The 25,339-nt window shown below is 40.8% G+C and carries 32 protein-coding genes; 16 read left to right on the top strand and 16 right to left on the bottom strand.

Annotated features, from left to right (window positions below; all coding sequences use genetic code 11):
- Nucleotides 1-2: 2 nt before the first annotated feature.
- The 7 genes from hisB to AQ505_RS05315 all read left to right on the top strand — a co-directional run bounded on the left by hisB (nt 3) and on the right by AQ505_RS05315 (nt 5,334).
- Nucleotides 3-1,136: a bifunctional histidinol-phosphatase/imidazoleglycerol-phosphate dehydratase HisB gene (gene hisB, locus AQ505_RS05345; protein WP_062547227.1), complete on the top strand. Its 1,134-nt coding sequence runs from the start codon at nt 3-5 to the stop codon at nt 1,134-1,136.
- The gene (gene hisH, locus AQ505_RS05340; protein ID WP_062547226.1) at nt 1,136-1,729 is read left to right on the top strand and encodes an imidazole glycerol phosphate synthase subunit HisH; all 594 of its coding nucleotides are present in this window, start codon (nt 1,136-1,138) and stop codon (nt 1,727-1,729) included. Before hisB ends, hisH begins: the two co-directional genes overlap by 1 nt.
- A gap of 1 nt (nt 1,730) precedes the next feature.
- Nucleotides 1,731-2,480: a 1-(5-phosphoribosyl)-5-[(5-phosphoribosylamino)methylideneamino]imidazole-4-carboxamide isomerase gene (gene hisA, locus AQ505_RS05335; protein WP_062547225.1), complete on the top strand. Its 750-nt coding sequence runs from the start codon at nt 1,731-1,733 to the stop codon at nt 2,478-2,480.
- A 4-nt stretch (nt 2,481-2,484) separates the two neighbouring features.
- Complete coding sequence (gene hisF / locus AQ505_RS05330) at nt 2,485-3,240, top strand: imidazole glycerol phosphate synthase subunit HisF (protein ID WP_062547224.1); 756 nt, start codon at nt 2,485-2,487, stop codon at nt 3,238-3,240.
- On the top strand, nt 3,237-3,830 hold the full coding sequence (hisIE, locus tag AQ505_RS05325) for a bifunctional phosphoribosyl-AMP cyclohydrolase/phosphoribosyl-ATP diphosphatase HisIE (RefSeq protein WP_197286300.1): 594 nt from the start codon (nt 3,237-3,239) through the stop codon (nt 3,828-3,830). Before hisF ends, hisIE begins: the two co-directional genes overlap by 4 nt.
- Before the next feature lie 42 nt (nt 3,831-3,872).
- Nucleotides 3,873-4,769: a WD40 repeat domain-containing protein gene (locus AQ505_RS05320; RefSeq protein ID WP_062547223.1), complete on the top strand. Its 897-nt coding sequence runs from the start codon at nt 3,873-3,875 to the stop codon at nt 4,767-4,769.
- Between the two features lie 88 nt (nt 4,770-4,857).
- Nucleotides 4,858-5,334 (top strand): OsmC family protein, encoded by a 477-nt coding sequence (locus tag AQ505_RS05315; RefSeq protein WP_062547222.1) that lies wholly within the window; start codon nt 4,858-4,860, stop codon nt 5,332-5,334.
- On the opposite strand, the gene AQ505_RS05310 is transcribed toward AQ505_RS05315, so the two are convergent.
- Entirely contained in the window at nt 5,331-6,113 is a 783-nt protein-coding gene (locus AQ505_RS05310; RefSeq protein ID WP_062547221.1) for a C40 family peptidase, read from the bottom strand. The genes AQ505_RS05315 and AQ505_RS05310 overlap by 4 nt on opposite strands.
- Nucleotides 6,114-6,267: 154 nt before the next feature.
- On the opposite strand from AQ505_RS05310, the gene AQ505_RS05305 reads away from it, so the two are divergent.
- Nucleotides 6,268-6,723 (top strand): universal stress protein, encoded by a 456-nt coding sequence (locus AQ505_RS05305; protein WP_062547220.1) that lies wholly within the window; start codon nt 6,268-6,270, stop codon nt 6,721-6,723.
- 76 nt (nt 6,724-6,799) lie between these two features.
- Here AQ505_RS05305 and AQ505_RS05300 read toward each other — a convergent pair whose 3' ends face one another.
- Nucleotides 6,800-7,150, bottom strand: a complete 351-nt coding sequence (locus AQ505_RS05300; protein ID WP_062550891.1) for a 4Fe-4S dicluster domain-containing protein — start codon at nt 7,148-7,150, stop codon at nt 6,800-6,802.
- 75 nt (nt 7,151-7,225) lie between these two features.
- Between AQ505_RS05300 and AQ505_RS05295 the strand changes: the two genes are divergently transcribed.
- From AQ505_RS05295 to AQ505_RS05260, 8 genes are all read left to right on the top strand, one after another.
- A complete protein-coding gene (locus AQ505_RS05295) occupies nt 7,226-8,245 on the top strand; it encodes an acyl-CoA reductase (RefSeq protein ID WP_062547219.1) in 1,020 nt (339 codons plus the stop codon).
- A 97-nt stretch (nt 8,246-8,342) separates the two neighbouring features.
- Nucleotides 8,343-8,546 (top strand): hypothetical protein, encoded by a 204-nt coding sequence (locus tag AQ505_RS05290; protein ID WP_062547218.1) that lies wholly within the window; start codon nt 8,343-8,345, stop codon nt 8,544-8,546.
- Nucleotides 8,547-8,548: 2 nt separating this feature from the next.
- Entirely contained in the window at nt 8,549-9,232 is a 684-nt protein-coding gene (locus AQ505_RS05285; protein ID WP_062547217.1) for a cell division ATP-binding protein FtsE, read from the top strand.
- A 126-nt stretch (nt 9,233-9,358) separates the two neighbouring features.
- Complete coding sequence (locus AQ505_RS05280) at nt 9,359-9,943, top strand: nucleotide exchange factor GrpE (RefSeq protein ID WP_062547216.1); 585 nt, start codon at nt 9,359-9,361, stop codon at nt 9,941-9,943.
- A 6-nt stretch (nt 9,944-9,949) separates the two neighbouring features.
- On the top strand, nt 9,950-11,122 hold the full coding sequence (gene dnaJ / locus AQ505_RS05275) for a molecular chaperone DnaJ (RefSeq protein WP_062547215.1): 1,173 nt from the start codon (nt 9,950-9,952) through the stop codon (nt 11,120-11,122).
- Nucleotides 11,123-11,236: 114 nt separating this feature from the next.
- Entirely contained in the window at nt 11,237-12,142 is a 906-nt protein-coding gene (locus AQ505_RS05270; protein ID WP_062547214.1) for an ABC transporter ATP-binding protein, read from the top strand.
- Nucleotides 12,143-12,145: 3 nt separating this feature from the next.
- Entirely contained in the window at nt 12,146-13,480 is a 1,335-nt protein-coding gene (locus tag AQ505_RS05265) for an ABC transporter permease (protein WP_062547213.1), read from the top strand.
- Nucleotides 13,481-13,484: 4 nt separating this feature from the next.
- The gene (locus AQ505_RS05260; protein WP_062547212.1) at nt 13,485-14,423 is read left to right on the top strand and encodes a Ppx/GppA phosphatase family protein; all 939 of its coding nucleotides are present in this window, start codon (nt 13,485-13,487) and stop codon (nt 14,421-14,423) included.
- Here AQ505_RS05260 and AQ505_RS05255 read toward each other — a convergent pair.
- The 14 genes from AQ505_RS05255 to AQ505_RS05190 form a co-directional block, all read right to left on the bottom strand.
- Entirely contained in the window at nt 14,387-14,968 is a 582-nt protein-coding gene (locus AQ505_RS05255; protein WP_062547211.1) for a Maf family nucleotide pyrophosphatase, read from the bottom strand. The genes AQ505_RS05260 and AQ505_RS05255 overlap by 37 nt on opposite strands.
- A gap of 68 nt (nt 14,969-15,036) precedes the next feature.
- Nucleotides 15,037-15,441 (bottom strand): hypothetical protein, encoded by a 405-nt coding sequence (locus AQ505_RS05250; RefSeq protein ID WP_062547210.1) that lies wholly within the window; start codon nt 15,439-15,441, stop codon nt 15,037-15,039.
- 234 nt (nt 15,442-15,675) lie between these two features.
- On the bottom strand, nt 15,676-16,203 hold the full coding sequence (locus AQ505_RS05245) for a KdsC family phosphatase (protein ID WP_062547209.1): 528 nt from the start codon (nt 16,201-16,203) through the stop codon (nt 15,676-15,678).
- Between the two features lie 5 nt (nt 16,204-16,208).
- Nucleotides 16,209-16,451, bottom strand: coding sequence for a Fe-S cluster assembly protein IscX (gene iscX, locus AQ505_RS05240; RefSeq protein WP_062547208.1), 243 nt, complete (start codon nt 16,449-16,451; stop codon nt 16,209-16,211).
- A gap of 19 nt (nt 16,452-16,470) precedes the next feature.
- Nucleotides 16,471-16,803, bottom strand: a complete 333-nt coding sequence (locus tag AQ505_RS05235) for a 2Fe-2S iron-sulfur cluster-binding protein (RefSeq protein WP_062547207.1) — start codon at nt 16,801-16,803, stop codon at nt 16,471-16,473.
- 44 nt (nt 16,804-16,847) lie between these two features.
- Nucleotides 16,848-17,609, bottom strand: coding sequence for a Rossmann-like and DUF2520 domain-containing protein (locus AQ505_RS05230; RefSeq protein WP_062547206.1), 762 nt, complete (start codon nt 17,607-17,609; stop codon nt 16,848-16,850).
- Nucleotides 17,610-17,680: 71 nt separating this feature from the next.
- Entirely contained in the window at nt 17,681-20,149 is a 2,469-nt protein-coding gene (locus AQ505_RS05225; RefSeq protein WP_062547205.1) for a heme lyase CcmF/NrfE family subunit, read from the bottom strand.
- A 5-nt stretch (nt 20,150-20,154) separates the two neighbouring features.
- Nucleotides 20,155-20,565 (bottom strand): cytochrome c maturation protein CcmE domain-containing protein, encoded by a 411-nt coding sequence (locus AQ505_RS05220; protein ID WP_062547204.1) that lies wholly within the window; start codon nt 20,563-20,565, stop codon nt 20,155-20,157.
- Between the two features lie 157 nt (nt 20,566-20,722).
- Complete coding sequence (msrA, locus tag AQ505_RS05215; RefSeq protein WP_062547203.1) at nt 20,723-21,391, bottom strand: peptide-methionine (S)-S-oxide reductase MsrA; 669 nt, start codon at nt 21,389-21,391, stop codon at nt 20,723-20,725.
- A 147-nt stretch (nt 21,392-21,538) separates the two neighbouring features.
- Nucleotides 21,539-22,960 (bottom strand): Glu/Leu/Phe/Val family dehydrogenase, encoded by a 1,422-nt coding sequence (locus AQ505_RS05210; RefSeq protein ID WP_062547202.1) that lies wholly within the window; start codon nt 22,958-22,960, stop codon nt 21,539-21,541.
- A gap of 167 nt (nt 22,961-23,127) precedes the next feature.
- A complete protein-coding gene (locus AQ505_RS05205) occupies nt 23,128-23,331 on the bottom strand; it encodes a CcmD family protein (RefSeq protein WP_062547201.1) in 204 nt (67 codons plus the stop codon).
- 45 nt (nt 23,332-23,376) lie between these two features.
- Complete coding sequence (gene ccsA / locus AQ505_RS05200) at nt 23,377-24,039, bottom strand: cytochrome c biogenesis protein CcsA (RefSeq protein WP_062547200.1); 663 nt, start codon at nt 24,037-24,039, stop codon at nt 23,377-23,379.
- Between the two features lie 150 nt (nt 24,040-24,189).
- Entirely contained in the window at nt 24,190-24,849 is a 660-nt protein-coding gene (locus AQ505_RS05195) for a heme exporter protein CcmB (RefSeq protein WP_062547199.1), read from the bottom strand.
- Nucleotides 24,850-24,908: 59 nt separating this feature from the next.
- Nucleotides 24,909-25,253: a hypothetical protein gene (locus AQ505_RS05190; RefSeq protein WP_062547198.1), complete on the bottom strand. Its 345-nt coding sequence runs from the start codon at nt 25,251-25,253 to the stop codon at nt 24,909-24,911.
- Nucleotides 25,254-25,339: the final 86 nt, after the last annotated feature.

The raw sequence follows: 25,339 nt of genomic DNA, 5'->3' as shown, positions 1-25,339 counted from the left end.
TGATGAAAAAAGTATTATTTATTGACAGAGACGGTACCCTCATTAATGAACCACCTGATGAGCAGATTGACTCTTTTGAGAAACTGGAGTTTTACCCAAGATCTCTTTATTACCTTTCAAAAATAGCCAAAGAGCTGGATTATGATTTGGTGATGGTAACCAACCAGGACGGATTGGGAACGGATTCCCACCCGGAAGTTAACTTCTGGCCGGTACACAACTTTGTCATGAAAACCTTCGCCAATGAAGGTGTGGTTTTCAATGAAGTAATCATCGACAAAACTTTTGCCCATGAAAATGCCCCAACGCGCAAACCGAACATCGGTTTATTGCAGCATTTTCTGACTGCAGATTATGACCTGGAAAATTCTTTTGTGATCGGCGATCGCATCAACGACATCATTCTTGCTAAAAATTTAGGTGCAAAAGCCATCTGGTTATGCAATAACCTGCAATTAGGTGCCAATGAAAAACTAGATAAAATTGAGGCCCTGAGCGAATATATCGCTTTAAAAACTCAAAACTGGGAAGATATCTATACCATGCTGAAAGCCGGAACACGGACCATTCACCATGAAAGAAATACCAATGAAACTAAGATCAGCATCGATATTGACCTGGATGGCACCGGCAAAGCAGAAATCTCTACGGGATTGAACTTCTTTGACCACATGCTGGATCAGATCGCCCGTCATGGCAGTATCGACCTGAAAATAAAAACCAATGGCGACCTTCACATTGATGAGCACCATACCATTGAAGACACCGGAATCGCCCTTGGCGAAGCATTTGCAAAGGCAATCGGCAATAAATTAGGTCTGGAACGCTATGGTTTCTGCTTACCAATGGACGATTGTTTAGCACAGGCAGCCATTGATTTTGGCGGCAGAAGCTGGATCGTTTGGGAGGCTGATTTTAAACGCGAAAAAGTAGGTGATATGCCTACAGAAATGTTCTACCACTTCTTTAAATCCTTCAGCGATGCCGCAAAATGCAACCTGAATATTAAAGCGGAAGGCGACAATGAGCACCATAAAATTGAAGCGATCTTTAAAGCTTTCGCAAAAGCCATCAAAATGGCAATTAAACGAGATGCAGAAAAGTTAGTCTTACCGAGTACTAAAGGCGTATTGTAATGATTGGAATTGTAAACTATGGAGCTGGCAACATCTTTTCGCTGACCTCAGCATTGGAAAGACAAGGCCTGAACTACGGGATGGTCAACACGGAAGCTGATCTTGATAAATATACCCATATCATCATTCCAGGGGTAGGCCATGCCGCTGCAGCCATGAAAAAGCTGGAACAAACCGGCCTGGTAGTGCCGATAAAAGCGCTTAAAAAACCAGTATTGGGCATCTGTGTAGGCATGCAGCTCCTAACAGATCATTCTGAAGAAGGGGATGCCAGACTAACCGGTATATTTCCACTAAATACCCGGTTATTCGATAAAAACCAGGGCATTAAAATTCCACACATGGGCTGGAATAATATTGAGCATAAAAACAATCCATTATTTGATGGCGTGGCGAACGACACACAATTTTACTTTGTGCATTCGTACTTTATTGAATATAACCCTATTTTTGATATTGCCACTGCAAACTATGGCGAGCCATTTTCTGCAGCGATACAAAAAGATAACTTCTACGGCGTTCAGTTCCACCCAGAAAAATCTGGGAATGCCGGAGAACATATATTAAAGAATTTTTCAAACTTAAAACAATAAAATGTACATTATTCCTGCTATTGATATTTTAGATGGTAAAGTCGTTCGTCTTAGAGAAGGTGACTATAACCAGAAAACTGAATATGATGTTTCCATCGCTGAAATGATCGAAACATACCGTTCTAACGGTACAGAATTCATACATATTATTGACTTAAACGGTGCCAAAGGTGATTTTAGTAATCAGAAAGCATTGTTTGAAATCATCAGTAAAACTGATATGCGTGTACAGTACGGAGGGGGTATCCGAACCATTCAACAGGTTACAGACCTATTGGATGCAGGAATTCACCGCGTCATCGTAGGTACACAAGCCATCACTAATCCAGATTTCCTTTCGGAATTGAGCCAGGAAGTAGGTAAGAAATATGATTATGCCAACAGAATCGTGATTGCGATCGATGTATTGGATGAAGTAATCAAATATTCTGGATGGATGGAAAGTTCGCCGGTAAAATTAATGGATTACGTAGATAAATGCCTTCAACTTGGCTTTTTCAGGTTCCTGTGCACCGATATTAACAAAGACGGAAAACTAGGCGGAGCTGCGGTAGACCTTTATAAAAAACTATTGGAGCACTCTCCTTTCATTAAATTGATCGCTTCTGGCGGTGTAAGTTCTATGGAAGACATTAAAGAGCTGGCAAAATTAGACATTCGTTCTGTGGTAGTGGGTAAAGCCATCTATGAAAACAGAATCACCATTGAGGAGATCAAAGAATGGAATTTAAAGCAAATGACTTCTCTTTAGGCCGATGCTAAGTAAACGTATCATTCCATGTCTGGATGTTAAAGATGGTAGAACGGTTAAAGGGGTTAACTTTGTAGACTTGAAAGATGCAGGGGATCCGGTAGAACTGGCCTGGCAATATGCCCGGCAAGGTGCCGATGAACTTGTTTTTCTGGACATTACTGCTACCCATGAACGTCGTAAAACAATGATAGAAATGGTGAAATCAGTTGCCCGCCAGCTGAACATCCCTTTTACCATTGGCGGCGGTATCACCACCATCCAGGATGCTGAAGCTTTGCTCAATGCAGGCGCTGATAAGATCAGCATCAACTCGGCAGCAGTGAAAAACCCTGCTTTAATTGAAGAACTGGCCGCTGCTTTTGGCGTTCAGTTTGTGGTGGTCGCTGTAGACACCAAATTGGTGGAAGGCAAAAACCGCGTGCATTTAAACGGCGGCCGGTTGATTACTGAACTGGAAACAGAAAACTGGATCAAACAGGCGGAAAATATGGGTGCTGGAGAGATTCTACTCACCTCCATGGACCATGATGGGACAAAACAAGGATTTGATTGCAAGTTATTGAATCGCATTACGCAAATGATCAATATCCCTGTAATTGCTTCTGGAGGTGCCGGAACCATTGAACATTTCATAGAAGTCTTTGAAAAAACAGGCGTTGATGCAGCCCTTGCGGCTTCGGTATTTCACTTTGCTGAGATCCCTATCCCCGACCTGAAACAAAAATTAAAATACCACAATATACCTGTAAGGTTATGATTATAGATTTTGAAAAAACGGATGGCCTGGTTCCTGTCATCATTCAGGACCACCAGACACTGGAAGTTTTAATGCTGGGTTACATGAACCAGGAAGCCTGGACAAAAACTCAGGAAGAAGGTAAAGTTACCTTCTTTTCCAGGTCTAAAAACCGCCTCTGGACTAAAGGAGAAGAAAGTGGAAACTTCCTTTTCGTAAAAGATACACATATTGACTGCGATCGCGATACGATTTTAATCAAAGCGAGCCCGGTAGGTCCAACCTGCCATACGGGCAGCAGAAGCTGCTTTAAAACGGATTACAATCAGAACTTCCTGTTTGAATTGGAAAGCATCATCTCCGACAGATATGAAAACCCTTCCAAAGAATCTTATGTCAACAAGTTACGTCAGAAAGGACTGAACAAAATTGCGCAAAAAGTAGGTGAAGAAGGTGTAGAAACTGTGATTGCCGCTTTAAATGAAACCGATGAAGATTTTGTGAATGAAAGTTCCGACCTGATTTTCCACCTTTTAGTCTTGCTAAAAGAAAAAGGAAAAAGCTTGACGGAGATTGCTCAAAACCTGGAAAAAAGACACCGTAAATCATAAGCTGCTGTCCATAAAGACAAGCCTTACCAAGAATAAATTAAAATGCTGAAACACTTACATACCTTAAACGGACACCAAAACCCAATCTATGCTTTAGTAAACTCCCCTAAAAAAGATACCTTTTTTAGTGCCGGAAATGATAAAGGCGTCGTAGAATGGTCATTGGAAACAATGGGGTTTGTAAAAGTGCTGGTGCCGGTGCAAAGCTCTGTATATGCTTTGCACCGTTTCGGCAACCTGCTGTTCATCGCACAGCGCAGCGGCTCTATCCTGGTCTTTAACCTCGAGGAAGAAAAAGTGGTTGCCACTTTAAGCTTCCATCAGAAAGGCGTATTTGACCTGAAAACCATCACCTACAAGAACGAACTGATCAGTACCGGAGAAGATGGAATGCTGGCCGTATGGTCTTTAGCTGACTTCTCTTTACTGTATCATTTTCAGGTGATCCCACAAACTGTCAGGGTCATCGCTTTGAGTAATAATGAAAAGGAAATGGCATTGGGTGGTAAAGATGGCCTGGTCAGAATCTATCATACGGAGGATTACAGCCTGCTGAAGGAATTAATGAGTCACACTTTACCAATCACCTCCCTGCAATATTCTCCTGCCGGAGATTACCTGATTTCAGGCAGCCGGGATGCGCAATTGAAAGTCTGGAGTTTACCTGATTATGAGCTGATCAATAGTATCGCTGCACATCTATTCAGCATTTATGCCATTGCATTTCACCCTACTGAACCTTATTTTGCGACCTGCAGTCAGGATAAAGGCATTAAGATCTGGGGCAGTACCGATTTTAAACTGTACAAAATCCTAAGCCTGGAAAAGAATACGGAAGGACACTTCCATTCCATCAATAAACTGATCTGGAGTACAGATGGTAAATACTTGATTTCTACCGGAGACGACCGACAAGTGATGGTTTGGAAATTTAACTAGCAGGTTATCAGAATACTGCCATTTACTTTCAAAAAACTGAGGAAAGAAATATAAGAATGTTTAAATTGGTATAAATATAGTACCAATCATGGCAAAAGAACATCAATATAAAACCGCAGTCACCTGGACAGGAAATAAAGGTTCAGGAACTATGGATTATCGCTCGTACGACAGAAACTATGTGATTTCCATTGCTCAAAAACCTGATATTGCAGGCTCTTCCGATTCCGCATTTCTAGGCGATAAAAACAAACACAATCCTGAGGATTTACTGGTTTCTTCGCTCTCCTCCTGCCACATGCTTTGGTACCTTCACCTTTGTTCACAAAACGACATTATTGTCATGGATTATCAGGACAATGCGGTAGGTACGATGATTGAAAACGCAGATGGCAGCGGTTATTTTTCAGAAGTGACCTTAAATCCGGTAGTCACCATTACCAGAGCGGCAGACCAGGAAAAAGCGAATGCTTTACATGATCAGGCACACAAAATGTGTTTCATCGCCAATTCCTGCAATTTCCCGGTAAAGTGTGCTCCAGGTTTCGTAATAGAAGGCAGTTAAATAAATCGTTTGATGATCCTGAGTTGGTGGCTGTAACGTCCCAACTCCGCATTGTAAATACCCTGATCATCTATTGGATCAATTCTGACCTTACCTGAGGCATGAATGATGCGATCGGTACTGAGCATGATGCCCACATGGATGATCCTGCCCTCGGCATTGTCGAAAAAGGCGACATCCCCTTGTTTTACACCTGGTAAAAAGTCTACCACCTCCCCTTGTTCTGCCTGCTGCCAGGCGTCACGTTTCAAATGGATTCCATTTAACTTAAAGACGATTTGTATAAATCCAGAGCAATCAATCCCAAACAGATTCCTTCCACCCCACAAGTATGGAGCATTCAGGAAGAAAAGTGCATGTTTGATCAATTCTTCTACTGTATGAAAAGCAGAGATTTTTAAAGGGGTAAACATGACTGCATATTTTTGCTCAGCAAGCGAACAGAAGCCATTTTCCAGCATCGGAAGGTTACTTCCCGGAGAAAGGTAATATTTAGTCCCTTGCTCATCTATCACTGTCCCGAGTAGTTCTGCAGGAACCACATGGTCACAATCATGGTTGTTCACATATTGCTCTAAGGAAATCATGGTCAGCTGCTTGAAATCCATCCAGCCTTCATAACCATCATAGGCGTTATAAACCAGCCACCAGTTCTCTTTTTTTTCCAGGATCTCTACATGATCGCCAAAAAGCAATTGAGAACTAATTTCTGCCTTATCAGAGGCCTCAGTCCTTAAAGGGGCAATAGCTACCCTGCAAATTCCATATTGTTGTTCCATATTAACGCGCTTCTGGCGCTATAAAAATAACAATATCTGCCTCATTATTACAAACTCAATGGAAATCTATATATTAGGCATTATATCACCTGAAATCAGCAAACAATTCAAGTTGCAATATGTCTTAATAGTATAACCATTAAATTGTAAGACCATGAACCTTAAAAAGATTTTAATTGCTGTCGACAATAGTACCTGCTCCGAAAAGGCGGCCAAGACAGGGTATGAAATCGCAAAAACATTTGGTGCAGAAGTAGCACTGGTGAACATCATTGAACCCATTCCGGCAAATATTAATCCGGACCTGACGCTTGCCCCGGTTTTTCTGGAGACTTACGACAACAGCGAAGAAAATAGCACAATGCTATTGAAAGAAATTGAAGCTAAATATAGTTTAGGCATTCCAACCACTTATTTAAGTGTGATTGACAATGCGGCCCATGGAATTATCCAGCAATCTGATGAATGGGGTTCCAACCTGATTGTCATCGGTACTTATGGCCGCACAGGACTGTATCATTTCCTAATGGGCAGTGTTGCTGAACATGTGGCTAGAAAATCAGCCTGCCCGGTGCTGATTGTCCCTAATAAATTTGAAGATAAAGAATAAGTAGCTGCCTTAAAATATCAGGCATAAAAAAAGGACGCTACCTAAGCGTCCTTTATATTTTTCAATATTTATGTGCTTAATTTTCCTGATGTAACCAGGCTTTTTTAGCCAATAGTTCTTCTTCAGTTTCACGTACATCTTCATCGTCAACGCAACAATCTACCGGGCATACTGCCGCACATTGAGGTTCGTCATGAAAGCCTTTACACTCTGTACACTTATCGGAAACGATGTAATAAACTTCGTCCGATCCTGCTTCCATAGAAGCTTCTGCGTCCAACTCTTTACCGCCAAAATCAATGATGCCGTTTAAATTGGTACCATCAGAGAATCTCCAGGCTGTACCTGCGTCATAAATTGCATTATTTGGGCATTCAGGCTCACATGCTCCACAGTTAATACATTCGTCTGTTATTTTAATAGCCATGTCTTCGTCTAATTCTAATGCTAAGGTTACCTTTGCACTGCAAATATAACACATAAACTTTAAAATAATTGGAATATGGCAATCCTTACTGCTGAAAAACTCATAATTGCACTCAAAAAGCTTGGTCAATTTACTGCCAATCCCGATCCTGACTTTAAAAATTTAATTTTATCAGCACCAAATAGCAATGCCTGGTTTACCGTTGAGGAAGTGGAAAAAGCCTTAAAAGCTTTACACCAGATGCTCAATGACCAGGATATTGAAACCTGGTTTAAATCCATCAAGATTGCAGAGCAGCCTAAAAAGATAGGACTGATTCTAGCTGGGAATATTCCGATGGTTGGTTTTCATGATGTGATCGCTGTGCTGGCCACAGGAAATATTGTATTAATCAAACTTTCTTCTTCGGATGACAAGCTATTGCCAGCTTTATTGAAAAGATTGGTGGAAATTGAGCCTTTGCTTGCCCCCCACATCATTTACATAGAAAGACTAAAAGATTTTGATGCGGTGATTGCGACTGGCAGCAACAATACTTCCAGATATTTCGAATACTATTTCGGCAAAGTGCCTAATATCATCAGAAAAAACAGAAACAGTGTAGCGGTCCTGACTGGCGAAGAAAGCAAGGAAGAAATCGCGATGCTGGGTCATGATATTTTCGATTACTTTGGATTAGGCTGCAGAAATGTATCTAAACTGTTCCTTCCTGAAAATTACGATATCAAGAGCTTTTACGAGCCTATAGAATCATTCCAGAACATCATCAACCACTTCAAATACAATAACAACTACGATTATAACAAGTCGATCTACCTGGTTAATGCGGCAACGCATTTCGACAATGGTTTTCTATTACTGAAGGAAGATGAAAACATGGTATCGCCATTGGCTGTACTTTTTTATGAGCGCTATAAAAATTTGGAAGAGGTGCAGGAAAGACTGGCAAAAGAAGAGGAAAACATCCAATGTGTGGTTTCTAAAGCAGATTTAAAACTAAATACCAAGGTATTGGCCCCAGGCCAAAGTCAGGCGCCTAAATTATGGGATTATGCAGACAATGTAGACACGATTGCCTTCCTAAACGGGATATAAGGGTCTGATTATTGTATCACAATTGAACCGGTGGTAAAATCAGGGGAACAGATCATTTCTCTTCATTTCTCAATTTGAAATACTATTTTTGAACAAAATGTATGTAATCAAAGTTAAAGGCATTGCCAAAATCCCAGACTATGTACAGTTGCGGGATGATAAATTCACGCTATTGGCGTATTTTCGGGTAGACAGACCTGATAAATCTTTAGAGAAACTCGGTTTGGGCGATAAGTTACCCTATATAATGAATTTTGTGAACGATTTGCCTTTCGGACAAATTGCTAAATTAGATATTTAAACATGACAGAAAACGCAGTTATAAATTTAAAGAACGTAGATGTGTTCCAGCAGAAACACCTGGTCTTATCTAATGTAAATCTGAATGTGGATAAGGGAGAATTCGTTTTTCTAATCGGTCAGACAGGATCTGGTAAAAGTAGTTTACTGAAAATCATTTACGGGGACCTGCACATCGGAAACGGTGAAGGACAGGTTGCTGGATTTGATTTAAAGAACCTGGCGATTAAAGACGTGCCTTATTTGCGTAGAAAACTGGGTATTGTGTTTCAGGATTTCCAACTGCTGACGGATAGAACGGTAGAAAAAAACTTAGAGTTCGTCTTGAAAGCAACAGGTTGGAAGGATGCAGCCTTAATTCAGGAGCGCATTAAAGACGTACTGGAAAAAGTAGGTTTGCGTTCTAAAATCAGAAAAATGCCACATGAGCTTTCCGGTGGCGAGCAGCAGCGTGTGGTGATTGCGCGTGCTTTATTGAATAACCCGGAAATCATCCTGGCTGATGAGCCTACAGGTAACCTGGACCCGGATACTTCTGAAGAAATTGTGATGTTGCTGAAACAAATCAGTCAGGGAGGAACCGCAGTATTAATGGCGACCCACGACTACCATATTATCCGCACTTTGCCTTCCAGAATCATTAAATGTGAAGCTGGTGTAGTGCATCAGGATGCACAAATTGTGTAACCATTTTCTGACAAATTATTTATTATCCGGCCATTCTGGTCAGTTTTTCATTTGAAAACTGACAGTATGGCCGATATCATTCATTGGCAAACCTTTTGAGTTTGAATCCAAAAATTCTACTATACCATGTTTAGCAAGAAGAAAAAAAACGACATCGAAGATCCTATAATGGAAAATACTGCTGATGAGCAGGTAACCAACGTGCAAGCCGAAGAAAGTGCAGATGCCGCTTCAACAACAGAAGAAGTTCAGCCTGAACTTTCAGTTGAAGAAAAACTACAACAGGAAGTTGCTGCATTAAATGATAAATATCTGCGCTTATTTGCAGAGTTCGACAACTACAAACGTCGTACTCAAAAAGAACGCGTAGAGCTTTTACAAACTGCAGGTAAAGACGTAATTGTCTCTATGCTTCCGGTATTGGATGATTTTGACCGTGCCAACAAGGCTATGGAAGGTGCTACTGATGTAGCTCCGATCCTGGAAGGTTTAGCATTGGTTCACCATAAATTAAAAAGTACATTAGGCCAAAAAGGACTGAAAGAAATGGAAACCATTCATACCCCATTTGATACAGATCTTCATGAGGCAATAACGAAAATTCCTGCTCCAAATGAGGAGTTAAAAGGAAAAGTGATGGACGAATTAGAAAAAGGATACACTTTAAACGACAAGGTGATTCGCTTTGCCAAAGTCGTTGTAGGGAGTTAATATTTTATGAGCAAGAGAGATTTTTATGATGTGCTTGGCGTGACCAAGAGTTCATCTGCTGAAGAGATTAAAAAGGCTTACCGCAAGTTAGCCATTAAGTTTCACCCGGATAAAAACCCGGATGATAAATCAGCAGAGGATAAGTTTAAGGAAGCAGCTGAAGCTTACGAGATTTTAAGTAATCCGGAGAAAAAACAACGCTATGACCATTATGGACATGCGGGTGTTGGTGGTGCTTCTGGCGGCGGTGGCGGCTATGGCGGAGGCGGCATGAACATGGAAGATATCTTCAGTCAGTTTGGAGACATTTTCGGTGGTGGTGGCGGCAGCCCATTTGATAGCTTCTTTGGCGGCGGTGGTCAACAATCTCGTGGTGGCCGACGTGTAGCGAAAGGAACCAACCTGCGCATTAAAGTAAAACTTACCCTGGAAGAAATCGCCAACGGTGTAGAAAAGAAAATCAAAGTTAACAAGCAAGTAAGCTGTAAAACCTGTGATGGTTCAGGTGCTAAAGACCGTAATTCGGTCAGCACTTGTCAAACCTGTGGTGGAAGCGGTGCCGTGCGCAGAGTAACCAATACCATATTGGGACAAATGCAAACGACCTCTACCTGCCCTACCTGTAATGGAAGCGGTTCACAGATTATTTCTAAATGTACTTCCTGTCATGGTGAAGGCATCACTCGTGGTGAAGAAACCATTACCATCAATATCCCAGCAGGAGTAAGTGATGGAATGCAGCTGAGCATGAGTGGTAAAGGTAATGCAGCCCCTCAAGGTGGCATTCCAGGTGATTTGATCATCCTGATTGAAGAAATTCCTCACGAATCTCTAAAACGCGAAGGAAACAATGTGGTTTACGACTTACATGTTTCTATTGTGGATGCGGCTTTAGGTTATAGTGCGGAAGTTCCTACGATTGATGGTAAAGCAAAAATCAAGATTGAACCAGGTACTCAAAGCGGCAAGCTTTTACGTTTGAAAGGCAAAGGTATTCCGGAAATCAATTCTTACCACCGTGGTGATGAGATCATCCATGTGAACATCTGGACGCCGAAGGCGCTAACTTCGGAAGAAAGAAGTATGCTGGAGAAACTTAGGGAATCCCCTAACTTCAAACCTCAGCCAGGAAAGAATGACAAGAGTTTCTTTGAAAAAATGAAAGAATATTTTGACTAATTCCGGTTAGTCAGCATGCTAAAAAGCCACCCTTAGGTGGCTTTTTTTTATTTATTATCTCTTCATCAGTAACAATTTAATAAGTTAAGCTACTAAACTATTAAAACTATAAGGATGCTGATCATAAATAACATTGTAAAACAGTATGCTACTCATCGCGCTCTGGATGACGTCAGTCTGCATGTAGAAAAAGGAAAAATCTTTGGACTTTTAGGTCCTAATGGCGCAGGAAAAACCTCTCTGATACGAATCATTACCCAAATTACTGCTCCCGACAGTGGAGAAGTGATCTTTAACGGAGAAAGACTCAACGTCCAGCACATCTCCCAAATCGGCTACCTGCCGGAAGAAAGAGGGCTTTACAAGAAAATGGAGATCGGCGAACAGGTTTTATACCTGGCCAAACTTAAAGGGTTGAGCACTGCCGAAGCAACCAAAAGAATCAGGTATTGGTTTGAGAAACTGGGTATGGCTGATTGGTGGAGTAAAAAGGTGGAAGACCTGAGTAAAGGAATGCAGCAAAAAGTACAATTTGTAGCCACCGTTTTACATAAACCAGAGCTGATCATCCTGGATGAGCCTTTTTCAGGTTTCGACCCCGTAAATGCGGACGTGATCAAAAACGAAATCTTAGCCCTCAATAAAGAAGGAGCCACCTTCATTTTCTCTACCCATAGAATGGAATCCGTGGAAGAACTTTGCGACAATATCGCGTTGATCCACCGTTCAAAAAAGATATTGGACGGCCCGGTTGCAGAAATTAAGGCGCAGTACCGCAACAATATCTATTGGCTGGAATACCACGGTGGATATAATTTTGAAAATGCGCAGGCGCTATTTGAAGTGCTGGAACACTCAGTTATTGGGGATAAAACCAGGCTAAAAATCAAAATCAGCGCGCAGCAAACTGCCAATCAGGTATTACAAGCCTTACTTCCTTACGTCGCTATTAACAGACTAGATGAAGTCATCCCTACTATGAACGATATTTTCATTGAAAAAGTAACCCAAAAAAGCTAAGCCATGAACAAAATCTTACTCATTATACAAAGAGAATACTTATCAAGGGTGAAGAAAAAGTCTTTCATTATCATGACGTTGCTAACCCCGATTCTCATTGCCGCTTTTTACGGACTCATCATTTACTTTTCAATTGAAGGCGTAAAAGGGACATATAGTAAAGTAGCAGTAGTCTCAGAAAATACTGCGCTTACTGAAAAACTGACTTCCAATAAAAACATCAGTTACCACTATGTAGACCAGCCATTGGATGCACTAAAAGCATCTTTTAAAAAGACAGATTACGATTACATTTTATACATCCCCGCATTTGAGCTCAATAAACCACAGGGAATTCAGCTCCTGGGTACGAAACAAGCGGGTTTATCGCTCAATGGCCGAATTTCCAGAGATATAGAAAACATCCTCCGAAACCAAAAGTTAAAAGCATCCGGGATCTCTCAAACCGCGTTGGATGGTTTAAAAACTACTGTTAATATTGATACCAAAAAGATTAGCGAGACTGGAAAAGAACAAGATTCCAGTGCAGGTGCCAGCACCATTATCGGCACCGTTGCCGGTATTCTGATGTTTATGTTTATCATGCTGTATGGCATCCAGGTGATGCGCGGTGTGATTGAAGAAAAGACCAGCAGGATCATAGAGATCATGATTTCATCGGTGAAACCTTTTCAACTGATGATGGGAAAAATCATCGGCATTGCCTTGGTTGGCCTCACCCAATTCATTTTGTGGATTGTGCTGACCGCTTCTATTTCGACACTTGCAGTGACCACTTTAGTTGGAAAAGACCAATTGAAGCAAAGCAGTACGATGTCAATGAAAGCAGCAGATGGCACAACAGTCAGTGGAGGAGCTGTGGATACGGTAGATAGTCCGGTATTGTCGATGCAGAAAAGTCTGGCTGGTTTAGACCTGACCAAGATCATTCTTGTATTTATATTTTTCTTTATTGGCGGATATTTGTTCTATAGCGCATTGTATGCCGCTATCGGATCTGCCGTAGATTCTGAAACAGAGACGCAGCAATTTATGATGCCGATGATGATGCCATTATTTGTTGGTTATGCCCTTTCTTTAAGCGTAGTGGCCAACGATCCTTATGGACCGATCGCTTTCTGGCTATCCATCATCCCTTTTACCTCTCCTATTGCCATGGTAGTTCGTTTACCTTATGGTGTACCAGATTGGCAATTGGCACTGTCTATGCTGATTCTAATCGTAGGATTTATTGGCACCGTATGGCTGGCCTCTAAAATCTACAGAGTAGGAATTTTAATGTATGGCAAGAAAACCAGTCTGAAAGAAATGATCAAGTGGTTTACTTATAAAAATTAACAAGATGAAGGTTGCAGTTATAGACTTAGGTACGAACACTTTTCACCTGATCATCGCTGATCTGGAAGGTACTGAGCCTAAAATCATCTATAAAACTAATCTCCCGGTGAGATTGGGAGAAGGAAAAATCAATGACAACATGATCATCCAGGAGGCTTTTGAAAGAGGCCTCCTGGCACTGGAACAATTCAGTACCGAGATCGCAAAACATGAGGTAAAACTGGTTAAAGCAACGGCTACCTCTGCCATCAGGAGTGCTGCAAATGGCGCTGATTTCGTAAAGGCGGCTAAAAGTTATGCAGGAGTTGAGATTACTGTGATCAGTGGTGAAGAAGAAGCAGCCTACATTTTCCAGGGCGTAAAAGCTACTGGATTGATTCAGGAACGCTGCCTGATTATGGATATTGGCGGCGGCAGCACTGAATTTATCATTTGTGATCCTACACAGGTTTACTGGAAGAAAAGTTACAATATCGGCGCTGCGCGATTGATGCAGGCTTATTTTCATTCTGACCCCATCAATATCAGCGATAAACAAGCCATTACAACGCATTTAGATCAAGAATTAGCCGATTTAAAGGAAAACCTGAACTTGTACCAGCCAAATCATTTGATTGGCTCTGCGGGCGCCTTTGAAACTTTTACTGGAATGCTTTATCCGGAGTTGGATTTAAAAGCGATCAAATCTTATCCAATTCCTCTTGCTGATTATCAGCAGTTATCAGAAAAATTTATCGCTTCGAGTCATGAGGAGAGAGACCAAATGCCTGGATTGATCAAATTAAGGGTAGATATGATTGTGATGGCCGCCCTGCTCACAGATTATATCCTGGAACTGGGCAACCTTCAGCAAATGAGTTTATCTACCTACGACCTTAAGATGGGCGTTTTGGCAAGTTTAAAAGATCAGACTGACCAATTGCTTTCTGCTAAAGCTTTGTAAAGTCGTTCTGTAGGCAAGCCCATTACGTTGGTATAAGAACCGATGATTTTCGCAACGGCGATTAAACCGATCCAGTCTTGAATGCCATAAGATCCGGCCTTATCCATAGGCTGGTAATTTTTAATATAATATTCAATTTGTGCTGGCGTGAGTTCATTGAAAAATACTTCTGTAGTATCATAGAACGAACGCATTTCGCCATTAAAGGTTAAGCTAACACCGGTATATACCTGGTGGTTTGTACCCGATAGTTTGGTCAGCATTTCTGTCGCATGATGTGCATCATCTGGTTTACCAAGAATTTCGCCATTATAGGCTACAATAGTATCTGCAGTAATGATAATACTGCCTTTGCTGTCTTCATCAAATGCTGTTGCTTTTTTCTCTGCAATGTAAACCGCAATTTCTGCTGGAAGCAGCTCTTCCGGATAGGTTTCATCTACCTCTTTCAATACCACCTTAAAATCAAGGTTCATTGCAGTCATTAGCTCTTGTCTGCGGGGAGATTTAGAGGCCAGAATAATGGGAAGTTTTTGCTGATACATAAAAAATATTTGTGCAAAAATAATAAAAGCGGCCAATGGCCGCCTTTATTATTTGCAATAAAATATAATTATTGCTCCCCCCCCACTTTGGGTCCCTGACCCATCCTATTACCTTTCATTCGTTCTTTACGTTCTGCTTTCCAGGTTTCGTAAGTTTTTTTCTGATCAGCGGTTAAAATAGCACCAATCTTTGCATCCGTATCATCTGCTAATTTCATCATTTCTGCTCTTCTGGCTTCTTTATCAGCGTTACCAGCGGCACGGGCTTTTTCCATCGCATTGGCCTGATCCATAAAGATCGCCGTAGCTTTAGTTTTTTGGTCATCATTCAGGCTTAGTTTTTTTGCCAAACCTTCCGCACTTCTTTGTGCTCTTTGTTCCGGTGTCATTTTCTGACGACCAGCACCATCTTGCGCCTGTGCGAATGTGATTACACTGAATAACAGTCCGCAGATCATTAATAATTTCTTCATGAGGTTCTATTTAATTTTATAAAATCAGGAGTCCTACATGCAGATCCGAGAAATTTCGCTCCGTATAAAACACCTTGTTTTTTGTAAGATTAGAGGAAGAACACCGCCCATGGTTTAATGCCTCTAATGTAACATATTTATTACAAATAGCATCAAGAAACAGAAAAATTAGAAATAAAAATAAGTAAGATTTTTTAAGCCCCGAATTGGGCTTCTGACTAATAATAATCGCGTTTATTTACCGGAGTCAGCAGCAGCAGGGTTTTCATCAAACCATTTCCCCTGTACACGCATTACTTTTTCAATCAAGTCTCTGACTGCAGTTTTACCGCCGTTATAAGGAGATATGTATTGAGCAATCGCTTTAATTTCAGAGACGGCATCTGCAGGGCAAGTAGGGAGCCCTACCAGCTTCAGGACCTTTAAATCAGGAATATCATCTCCCATATAAGTGACCTCAGCTAAGCTGAGCTGACGTTTCTCCAGGTAATTATGGAGTACCTGCACCTTATCAGATACGCCCAGAAAAATGGCAGTGATGCCCAATCCTTCAAAGCGTTTCTGCATGGCCAGTCCTTTACCTCCGGAGATGATACAAACATGGTAGCCCTTTTTTACAGCAAGCTGCAGGGCATAACCATCTTTAATATTAAATGTCCGCAAAAACTCCCCCGAATCTGAGGCCAGAATATCTCCGTTTGTCAATACACCATCCACATCAAAGATGAAGGTGGTAATCTCTTTAAGTTTTTGCAGAAACATTTGGTTTAGTTTTGGTTATCTCTCCATTCATAAACCCAAGCCGACTGGATTTGCTCCAGGTGACCTTCAGAACTTTCTTCTTTGGTTCCTTTAAAATTAGGCAGAGAAAGTACCCATTCTAATAATTCAGTAAACCTGATACGGTATATTTTGGCTTCATTGAAATCGTCACCAAATTTCTCATATAATTCCTGAGCGATGTCTTCGTGATCGTTCCAATAAATTGGTAAAGCAAATTTATCTTGCATAATGCTGGTTGTTTGTTAATTAATGGCCTAAAAATTCGGATTGATCCGGGATCGTCACTTCAATATCTCCGCTGATGACTACACATTGGCAGCCTAATCTAGAGGTAATTCTAGGACGAACAGCACGGTCAATAAAGTCTTCTTCCTTATCGGAAATTTCCTGAATATTATCCATACCCTTAGTCACGTAAACATGACAAGTACTACATCCACAAACACCACCGCAGTTGTGTTGTAATTCTATTCCGTGATCATGGCATACATCAAGAACCGATTCTCCTCCAGCGATTGGAAGTTCAATTGGTTCTTTGCCTTTCTCTTCAAAATTTATCTTTAATTTAAAAATACTCATAATTTATGTCTCAAAAATAAGCACCAAAAACGGCAATTACATGATTAAACTGTTTTTTTAATGCTTTTACTTAAAGTTTCATAGATAACCTGAAGTTCAGGCATCCCGTTTAACAATTCTTTATGCTTCAATAATGTTTGTTCATCGTGTCGGATGGCCGGTCCGGTTTGTACATCGCGTGGAAAAGCATGCTGCACTTTTTCAGCGGTTTCCAAAATTAAAGGCCTTAAAATCTCAAAATCCAGCTGGTTCTTTTCCAGAATCTCCTGTCCTATTGCGTACAGGTGGTTACTGAAATTACAGGCAAAAACTGCCGCCAGATGCAGGATTCTTCTTTGCTGCGAACTTACCTCATAAACCAGCGGGCTCAACTGCAAAGCAATATTTTTTAAAGTAGTCAGGATGGTTTCATTTTTTGCCTCCAGACAAAGCGGCACCTTTGAAAAGTCGAGCGCTTTAGTCCTTGAAAAGGTTTGTAAAGGATACAGCACCCCGTAGTTTTTCATCGCAGCAGGGAATACATTCAGGTCTGTTGCACCAGAAGTGTGCACTACCAAACCGTTTACACCGCCCAATAGAGCGGCCATTTCTGGAATCGCGTCGTCCTTTACTGCGATCACATATAAATCTGCATGAAGGTCAATGTCCGCTTTATCGGAAATAGCCTTAGCGCCCAGTAGATCTGCTAATACCTGAGCATGGTCTTGACTTTGACTCCATACCTGTACCAATTCCATTCCTGCTGCAGCAATTGCAGTAGAAAAATGTGTGGCCACATGACCAGAACCGATACAAACTACTTTCATTTTTAAGCTTTAACAAAAGCCTGAGCTTGCCAAACGAATCGAATCATCAGGAAAGCTCAGGCTGTATACAATTAAACTACTTTAGCTTCTTTTTGTCTCCTGATGATCGACAGTAAAAATCCGATCACCATGACTATCGTACCCGCCCAATATAAATTGATATAAGGGAATTCAATAGATTTAAACACTACCCAATCCTTCGCTTGCTGAGGTTTTTCGAAAACCTGCAACTCTACTTTTCCTTGATCAGGAAGTACCTTAGTAAACCTGAATCTTAATCCAAGCTCATCAATATTACGGGCAAAATCAAAGGTATTGTTTCCTTTTACCAGGAAGATAGGCTCCGTTTTATACACCTTGTCATTCACTTCTACTTCCAGCGGTAAACCTACTGCAAGGTCATTTTCTGCCAATACTAAGCTTTTCGCTTCCGGTTTATTGTTCAGCGACTTAATGGTAATGATGCCACTGCTGGTGTGTAAAGTATCACCTGCTTTCACGTTGACAATTCTAGGCGCTTTATAATTTTCTTCCGGACTGTGTCCTTCATGATCCTCATGCATTGCCTTCTTATCAGGAGCACTGGTGATGTGGGTATACACATCATAGGTAAAGTAATGTTTGGTATCCGGAGAAGCGATCAATCCCATTTTTTCATTCGCCTGAACATGCGGATTCAATTCAAAATCTTCTTTCAGCTTACCGGTTTTCTCATCATATACCCTAAAGTTCAGTGTATAAATGGTATTTGGTGCAATGGTGGTATCTCTGGTATAAGTGACCGTGTACCTGCCCATTTTCTTAGGTTCATTTTTATACAATACAATGTTTTCGCCAGGTTTTTCTGCTTTCTCAAAATCCTTCACCGGGATGAAGTTTGTGGTGTTGATAGAGATCGGTTTATTAGTGGCAGCAGCGACTAAAGCGCCAATCAGCAATAAGGCAAAACCCATGTGTGCCACAGCAGCACCTACCAATTTACGTTTTCCACCCAGCCCTTGCGCCAGTACCCTTGCATTCGCAAGAATGGCAAATACACAGCTAAAAGTAAGCAGGATGTACATTAAGTTGGTGTAGATATTGGTCAGGTAAACAAAACCTGCAGTAATGACAATCGCAAAAACGATGGAAGCGATTAAGCTGCTATAAAATTTACGGATGTCAGTTCTCTTGTATTTCATGAACTGTGAGAAACCGGAGATCACAGTAACCAGGATGGCGAAAGGTGCCTGCCATTGGTTATAATATTTAATCGCATCAATCGGAGGAGCAAATTTAGTTCCGAAGGCCGCATTGAATACCGGTACGGAAGTAGAAAAGATCACCTGAATACAGGCTACTGTAATCACTAAAGCACCGATAAACATCCAGAATTCTCTGGAATAAGTTTCTTCATCTTTATTGGTAATTGGCAATTGCTTCCACCTGATGATCAATAAAACCACTGGAATGGTTAGGAAAACCACATTGTATAAGATCAGGTGACCAAACATCCCAAGATCTGTAAAAGAGTGTACAGAAGTTTCGCCAAGGATTCCGCTTCTGGTTAAGAAAGAAGCGTAAAGTACCAGTACAAAACTGATGATGATTAAAATAATTGCTGTGAAGAACGAGTGACCTGTATTTTTAAAAGCGATCATAACGTGTACTCCCGCAATCAGCGTTAACCAAGGAATGATCGATGCATTTTCTACTGGATCCCATGCCCAGAAGCCACCGAAGTTTAGTGCTTCATAAGCCCAGAAAGAGCCCATGATAATTCCAGTTCCCAGGACCATTACCGCAAACAAAGCCCATGGCATTGCTGGTTTAACCCATTCTTTATATTTCTTCTGCCATAAGCCGGTCACCGCATAAGCGAAAGGAACGATCATACTGGCAAAACCCAGGAACAGCGTTGGCGGGTGAATTACCATCCAGTAGTTCTGCAGTAATGGGTTTAATCCTCTGCCGTCAGTAATAAATTTCAAATAGTTTTTAAAGTTCTCAGGATCGGCAAATACAACCGGTGCCATATCTTTCAGGTTCACCGCTTCCCTCAGCAGGATAAATGGAGAACTACCGATGCGCTCTCCGAAAATCTGTACGCCCAATAGCATTGAAGTTAAGAAAACCTGTGAAAACGCAACAATGGTCATCACGCCATTTTCCCATGATTTCGCTCTCCACATCAGGATACCACCCAGCAGAGATTGCCAGAAGGCCCATAGCCAGAAACTCCCCTCCTGTCCTTCCCAGAAGGCAGAAACAATGTAATACACCGGAAGTTCTTTGGAGGAGTGTGAATAAACGTAGTAATATTCGTTATTGTGATTTAAAATCAGATAAAATAAAGTAACTCCAATTCCCAGGATACTTACCCAGTTGATTAGAAATGAAACCCGACCTATGCGTGTCCATGATTGATCTCCAAGGTCTTTATTCTTAGTCGCAAAAAAATAAGCTATCGTAGAAAGTAATGAAGCAGCAAATGCTAAAACAATAAAGAATTGGCCGATTTTACCGGGCAGGAGGTTTTCTCCAAAAAATTGTATATCCATTAAGATTAGTTGTATTTTATTACCTGACCGTCCTCTTTTATCTCCACCAGATCATTGTTGTATTTAGAAGGACATTTCATTAATATTTTTGAAGCATAAAAGGTACCATCTTTCATTTTACCTATTAAAACTAATTTTTCTGAACGTTCAAAGTCTTGTGGCTTACTGCCATTGTAGACCACTTTATTCACTTCACCTTTTTCATCTTTCATAAAGAAAGCGAAATGATTGGCATCTTTCTGAGCATCATAGTACATGCCTTTTTCTTTTTCCCAGAATCCCATGACGTGAAATTCTCTGGAATCTTTGGCAGCTTCAGTAAAGGTAGAATAGTTACTGGTACCGGCATTTAAACTAATTAAGAACCCTACACAGATCGCTATTGTGATTAAACCAATAATTGCACTTTTTCTCATGATGCTAATAAAATTTTAGAATAAGACAAAGATAAAAAATATAGTTACCTAAAATCTTTTAGAGCCCTGCAATTCACTTTGATTACGATTTATTGATAGTTCTCTGACAAAAACAACGCAATTCAAGGAACAATGATAGAAAAAGAAAATTTTCGGGCTAATTCAGGTACTGCGGTTTGATGAATTCTGGCATTTTCGCCCTCATTTTCATCACCTTTGGCATAGAAACCTTTTTGATATAGGGATCCCAGAGATTTTGAGGATAGTAATCCTGATGTTCTGTTTCGGCGGGATAGATCACCTTGAAAGGAAGGATTTCTGTGGCTATCGTCTGCCCTTTAAAATCGTGTGATTCCAGTTGATGAATGAGGCGGGAAATGGTATGGTATTCTTCCGGAGAGCGGAAAAAAGCAATCGATCGGTATTCCGTACCAAGATCTGCCCCTTGCCCATCTACTTGTGTTGCATCATGGGCGTAAAAGAAAGCCCTGCAAAGGTCTTCAAAAGAAATGATAGAAGGATCGTAATAGACTTGAACGGCCTCTGCGTAACCGGTATTTTGAGTCTGTACCTGTTGGTAGTTTGGATTTTCGACATGGCCTCCGGCATAACCGCTGATCACTTTATGAACCCCTTTTAACTCCAGCATGGCCTCCTGAGTGGCCCAAAAACAGCCTCCTGCAAAAGTCGCTAGTTTTTCATTCGCTGCTGGCTGGCTGATCACTGCAAAACCATTTTTACTTTCGAGGTGCTGCAGGTTTTTACCATCAGAACAGCCTGTCCATAAGCCCAAAACCATTAAAGCAGCAAAACTCAATATCTTCATCTATTTAGCCCTCCGTTCCTACAAGATACGGGAATCAGCTAAAGAAAGATGTTGCAGTTTATAAAGTGCTACAGAAAAATGACAAAAAAAAGAGGTGGGATAAAATCCCAGCCTCTTCTTATAACTAAGCGTAGAACCGACGTTGTCCTATGGCCAAATACCAAGATTCATATATGAAATGGCAATTTTATCAATTGAGCCTACAAAAGCAGCCGTCCTTAAAGTCTGGATGCCTGGTTTGCTCATTAAAGTTTCTCTGATTTCATGGTAAGAATGGATCATGGTATCCTCTAAACCAGAGTTCACCAATTCCAATTCTGAGGCTCCTTTAACAATCATTAAGCGGTGTTCTGCAGGAATGCTTTTACCGGTTAAACTTTCTAAAGTATTGATCAGATTTCTGTTTGAGTTTTCTGCATAACGGTTTTCCATACGGCCAAACGCTACGTGGGAAAGGTTTTTTAACCATTCGAAATAGGATACCGTTACCCCACCGGCATTACAGTACATATCAGGAATAATGATACCACCCATTTCAGTGAAGATAGCTTCTGCTTCAGGAGTACAAGGGCCATTTGCACCTTCTGCGATAATTTTCGCCTGGATGTTTCTGATATTGTCTGAAGTGATCACATTTTCCAATGCTGCAGGAACCAGGATATCACATGGCTGTTCTAAACCTTCCATTGAGTTTTTAAACTCTTTGGCGCCTGGGAAACCTAAGATAGATCCTGTCAGTTTACGGTGTGCAAACACTTCATCAATGTTCAATCCGTTTTCATTGTAGATGGCGCCTTCAAATTCGCAAAGGCCAACGATAGTTGCTCCAAATTCCGCTAAAAACTTAGCAGAGTGGTAACCTACGTTTCCTAAACCTTGAACGATCACTCGTTTATCACCTAAACCAGCCTTAAAGCCAATTTTAGCCATATCTTCTGCTACAGTTACACATTCTCTGATGGCATAAGCTACCCCCCGGCCGGTTGCTTCTTTACGTCCGCGGATCCCGTGTAAAGCGATTGGCTTTCCGGTAACGCAGCCCAAAGCATCTAGCTGACCTGGGTTCATGGTCATATAAGTATCTGCGATCCAGCTCATTTCACGCTCACCTGATCCGTAATCCGGAGCAGGAACGTCAATACCAGGACCGATAAAGTTCTTTTTGATTAATTCTGTCGTATAACGACGGGTGATGTTTTCCAGCTCTCCTACGGTATAATTTTTAGGGGTGATTTTGATCCCACCTTTAGCACCACCGAAAGGAACATTTACAATCGCACATTTGTACGTCATTAATGCAGCTAAGGCCATCACTTCATCCTCGTTTACCATTTCACTGTAACGAATACCGCCTTTGGTAGGACTCATGTGATGAGAATGTTCAACGCGCCATGCATCGATCACTTCAAAACCATTTCCTCTACGGATAGGGAATTGAAAACGATACACACTGTTACAAGCTTTGATTTGGGTGAGCAGACCTTCTGGATGAGAAGTAAATTGCGCGGCACTGTCAAAATTTTTGCATACGTCTGCAAAAAAATTTGTCTCGTTTGCTGTATTAGCCATTCTTTGTTTTTTATGAATTGAATATAAGTTCTTATACTAATTACCTGCAAAATTGCAGTAAAAAAAACCACTTATGCAAATGGCAATTCACTTAGTGTAAGGCACACACTACATCAAAACAAGCGCCAAAACAGGGCTGAAACGATTTATAATTGGCTTTTAGCCAATTATTTTTTTTCTAACTTTTTTAATCTTTTTTCTATCGTAAACAGAAAGAAAAGCAAGCCAAGGAGAATTAACAGGACGCAGGCCACCACTACGTATATTTTATCCGAAGCATAAAGGCTGTCGGTAATGGTAGAACCGGATCCCTGTGCGAACAATTGCAGCGTCAATAAGAACATTAAAAAGGTTGCTGTAAATTTTTTCATGAGTATATCATTTGAGGATTATAAGGCTATCGAATAACCCTGAATTTATTTTGATAATTTATTTCTTTCTAAATCGCGAAGTCTGTACAGGAGGTTGTAAATCCAGCAGCCGATCAGAATCCAGCCTAAACAAGCTGGGTAAAACACCATTCTCATGCGGCTATCCAGGTCGTAGGCATTAAAGCCTGGGTTCCCCCCATTCCCTGGATGCAGGGAATCCGATAAACGCGGCAATACAAATAGTAAGACGACCATGATTGGAAAGGCAAAAATATTGTAAATCGCAGAAATTTTTGCTCTCTTCTGTTCTTCATCAATCGCATTGCGAAGAACCAGGTAAGCAAAATAAAGTAAGATTGCTATTGCGGCAAAGTTTTGTTTCACGTCAAAACTCCAGGCTTGTCCCCAGGTAAATTTAGCCCAGATGGCACCGGTTACGATCCCTAAAAGACCGAATACCACTCCTGCATTCACACTTTCAACGGCCTTAATATCATCAGATGGGTCGTTACTTCTTAAGGATTTGATGCTGTAAAAAACGGAAATGCTAAATAATACGATCATGCTAAACCACATTGGCACATGAAAATAAAGGTTTCTGATACTTTCCCGAATAATTGGCAATTCAGGAGTTTTCATTAGAAAACCTGCAACGGTTGAATAAATCACCAATATTGCGCCTAATACTTTCCACCAGTTTTTATACATCGACATTAAAATTTGATCTTTTATACGCTATTAATCGGCAAATGTAGCGAGAAATTTCTCTACTCCGTTATAACTTTATGATCATACAGTCGATAAATGCTGGTTATTTCTTTATAAAGTAACGTAAATGACGCAGAGCTTACGAAATATTTAATCTCTCCAGAGGTACGGGAATAATAAAACGGATACCGACATCACCAGGGCATTGATAATGAGCAATAAGCCAATTTCGTCCAGACTTACGCTGCGATCCAGGCCATCCATTGCATTTTTTGTGAGCTTAATCAGTACCACCAGTACAGGAATGATGATTGGAAAACTGAGGATTGCCATCAGCATCCCTCCATTTCCTGCTTTAGAGGCAATGGCAGAAACCATTGTGAAAATCGTAGAAAAGCTTAGACTGCCTAATAAAGCGGCCACCAGATATAAGCCTAAATCCTCGGGGCCGAAATCAAAAACGAGGATATAAAAGCCCAGGGCAATCACTGTCAGCACCATCATTAACAAAGCATTATAAATAGTTTTGGAGATAATGAGGGCCAAAGGACTGGCAATGGTATAGATGTAAACTTGTCGGCCCCTACTTTCCTGAAGAAAACTTTTGGAAACCGCATTGATTGAGGCGAAAAGCATGATGATCCAGAATAAAGCATTTAAAGTGACCTTATCTGTACTCACAAAAGATAAAAAGCAAACGAAAACCGTGGAGACTACGTACAAAAGCACGCCGTTTAAAGCGTATTTGGAACGCCATTCTAACAGCAATTCCTTTTTTATTAAATGTTTGATCTGTTCTGCTAAATTCATCCGGTCGCAAAGATAATTGTTAAACCTCCGATTTGCTAATGAGGAGGATTATTATTTATCTAAAGCTGATAGGTGATGTGCTTTTGAAAACTTCTTCCTTTCAAAAGAAAAATAAAATGCAGTCCACATTGAGGAATCCCCCAGGTATTCAGGTAACCGGCAATGGGCTCGTCTAAACGGTCTATAAATTTAAGACAATAGTGTTCGAAATTATGGTCAATAAATTTATCCTGATATTCCGGACTAAAATGATTCAGGTTGATGCGGAGGTTACCATTGTTCAATAAGATCAACAAATGATGTCCAGCCATTGCACGCATAATATGTGGGTTCTTCTTCACCCACCTCGCTATACTCCTGTTGAAGTCTAGCTCATCAATATCAACAAACTCTTGCGCTTCCATTTTATATATCAGGGCAATACTAGCAAAAAAAACTAAAGCGCTAAAATTTTATACATTTGAATAGCAAAAATTACTTAAGGATGCTT

This window comes from Pedobacter sp. PACM 27299, assembly GCF_001412655.1.
Classification (GTDB): Bacteria; Bacteroidota; Bacteroidia; order Sphingobacteriales; family Sphingobacteriaceae; genus Pedobacter.
Note: the sequence above shows the minus strand (reverse complement) of the source record. Positions and strands in the feature narration are given on the sequence as shown.

Excerpts from the sequence above, each read along its gene's own strand:
- AQ505_RS05195 (WP_062547199.1), bottom strand. The coding sequence starts at position 24,849 with ATGAATTTAGCAGAACAGATCAAACATTTAATAAAAAAGGAATTGCTG.
- hisIE (WP_197286300.1), top strand. The coding sequence starts at position 3,237 with ATGATTATAGATTTTGAAAAAACGGATGGCCTGGTTCCTGTCATCATT.
- AQ505_RS05280 (WP_062547216.1), top strand. The coding sequence starts at position 9,359 with ATGTTTAGCAAGAAGAAAAAAAACGACATCGAAGATCCTATAATGGAA.
- AQ505_RS05190 (WP_062547198.1), bottom strand. The coding sequence starts at position 25,253 with ATGGAAGCGCAAGAGTTTGTTGATATTGATGAGCTAGACTTCAACAGG.
- AQ505_RS05290 (WP_062547218.1), top strand. The coding sequence starts at position 8,343 with ATGTATGTAATCAAAGTTAAAGGCATTGCCAAAATCCCAGACTATGTA.
- msrA (WP_062547203.1), bottom strand. The coding sequence starts at position 21,391 with ATGAAGATATTGAGTTTTGCTGCTTTAATGGTTTTGGGCTTATGGACA.
- hisB (WP_062547227.1), top strand. The coding sequence starts at position 3 with ATGAAAAAAGTATTATTTATTGACAGAGACGGTACCCTCATTAATGAA.
- hisH (WP_062547226.1), top strand. The coding sequence starts at position 1,136 with ATGATTGGAATTGTAAACTATGGAGCTGGCAACATCTTTTCGCTGACC.
- AQ505_RS05295 (WP_062547219.1), top strand. The coding sequence starts at position 7,226 with ATGGCAATCCTTACTGCTGAAAAACTCATAATTGCACTCAAAAAGCTT.
- dnaJ (WP_062547215.1), top strand. The coding sequence starts at position 9,950 with ATGAGCAAGAGAGATTTTTATGATGTGCTTGGCGTGACCAAGAGTTCA.
- hisF (WP_062547224.1), top strand. The coding sequence starts at position 2,485 with ATGCTAAGTAAACGTATCATTCCATGTCTGGATGTTAAAGATGGTAGA.
- AQ505_RS05245 (WP_062547209.1), bottom strand. The coding sequence starts at position 16,203 with ATGTTTCTGCAAAAACTTAAAGAGATTACCACCTTCATCTTTGATGTG.
- AQ505_RS05205 (WP_062547201.1), bottom strand. The coding sequence starts at position 23,331 with ATGAAAAAATTTACAGCAACCTTTTTAATGTTCTTATTGACGCTGCAA.
- AQ505_RS05265 (WP_062547213.1), top strand. The coding sequence starts at position 12,146 with ATGAACAAAATCTTACTCATTATACAAAGAGAATACTTATCAAGGGTG.
- ccsA (WP_062547200.1), bottom strand. The coding sequence starts at position 24,039 with ATGTATAAAAACTGGTGGAAAGTATTAGGCGCAATATTGGTGATTTAT.
- AQ505_RS05305 (WP_062547220.1), top strand. The coding sequence starts at position 6,268 with ATGAACCTTAAAAAGATTTTAATTGCTGTCGACAATAGTACCTGCTCC.
- hisA (WP_062547225.1), top strand. The coding sequence starts at position 1,731 with ATGTACATTATTCCTGCTATTGATATTTTAGATGGTAAAGTCGTTCGT.
- AQ505_RS05250 (WP_062547210.1), bottom strand. The coding sequence starts at position 15,441 with ATGAAGAAATTATTAATGATCTGCGGACTGTTATTCAGTGTAATCACA.
- AQ505_RS05220 (WP_062547204.1), bottom strand. The coding sequence starts at position 20,565 with ATGAGAAAAAGTGCAATTATTGGTTTAATCACAATAGCGATCTGTGTA.
- AQ505_RS05230 (WP_062547206.1), bottom strand. The coding sequence starts at position 17,609 with ATGAAAGTAGTTTGTATCGGTTCTGGTCATGTGGCCACACATTTTTCT.
- AQ505_RS05210 (WP_062547202.1), bottom strand. The coding sequence starts at position 22,960 with ATGGCTAATACAGCAAACGAGACAAATTTTTTTGCAGACGTATGCAAA.
- AQ505_RS05255 (WP_062547211.1), bottom strand. The coding sequence starts at position 14,968 with ATGTATCAGCAAAAACTTCCCATTATTCTGGCCTCTAAATCTCCCCGC.
- AQ505_RS05315 (WP_062547222.1), top strand. The coding sequence starts at position 4,858 with ATGGCAAAAGAACATCAATATAAAACCGCAGTCACCTGGACAGGAAAT.
- AQ505_RS05260 (WP_062547212.1), top strand. The coding sequence starts at position 13,485 with ATGAAGGTTGCAGTTATAGACTTAGGTACGAACACTTTTCACCTGATC.
- AQ505_RS05310 (WP_062547221.1), bottom strand. The coding sequence starts at position 6,113 with ATGGAACAACAATATGGAATTTGCAGGGTAGCTATTGCCCCTTTAAGG.
- AQ505_RS05235 (WP_062547207.1), bottom strand. The coding sequence starts at position 16,803 with ATGAGTATTTTTAAATTAAAGATAAATTTTGAAGAGAAAGGCAAAGAA.
- AQ505_RS05270 (WP_062547214.1), top strand. The coding sequence starts at position 11,237 with ATGCTGATCATAAATAACATTGTAAAACAGTATGCTACTCATCGCGCT.
- AQ505_RS05320 (WP_062547223.1), top strand. The coding sequence starts at position 3,873 with ATGCTGAAACACTTACATACCTTAAACGGACACCAAAACCCAATCTAT.
- iscX (WP_062547208.1), bottom strand. The coding sequence starts at position 16,451 with ATGCAAGATAAATTTGCTTTACCAATTTATTGGAACGATCACGAAGAC.
- AQ505_RS05225 (WP_062547205.1), bottom strand. The coding sequence starts at position 20,149 with ATGGATATACAATTTTTTGGAGAAAACCTCCTGCCCGGTAAAATCGGC.
- AQ505_RS05300 (WP_062550891.1), bottom strand. The coding sequence starts at position 7,150 with ATGGCTATTAAAATAACAGACGAATGTATTAACTGTGGAGCATGTGAG.
- AQ505_RS05285 (WP_062547217.1), top strand. The coding sequence starts at position 8,549 with ATGACAGAAAACGCAGTTATAAATTTAAAGAACGTAGATGTGTTCCAG.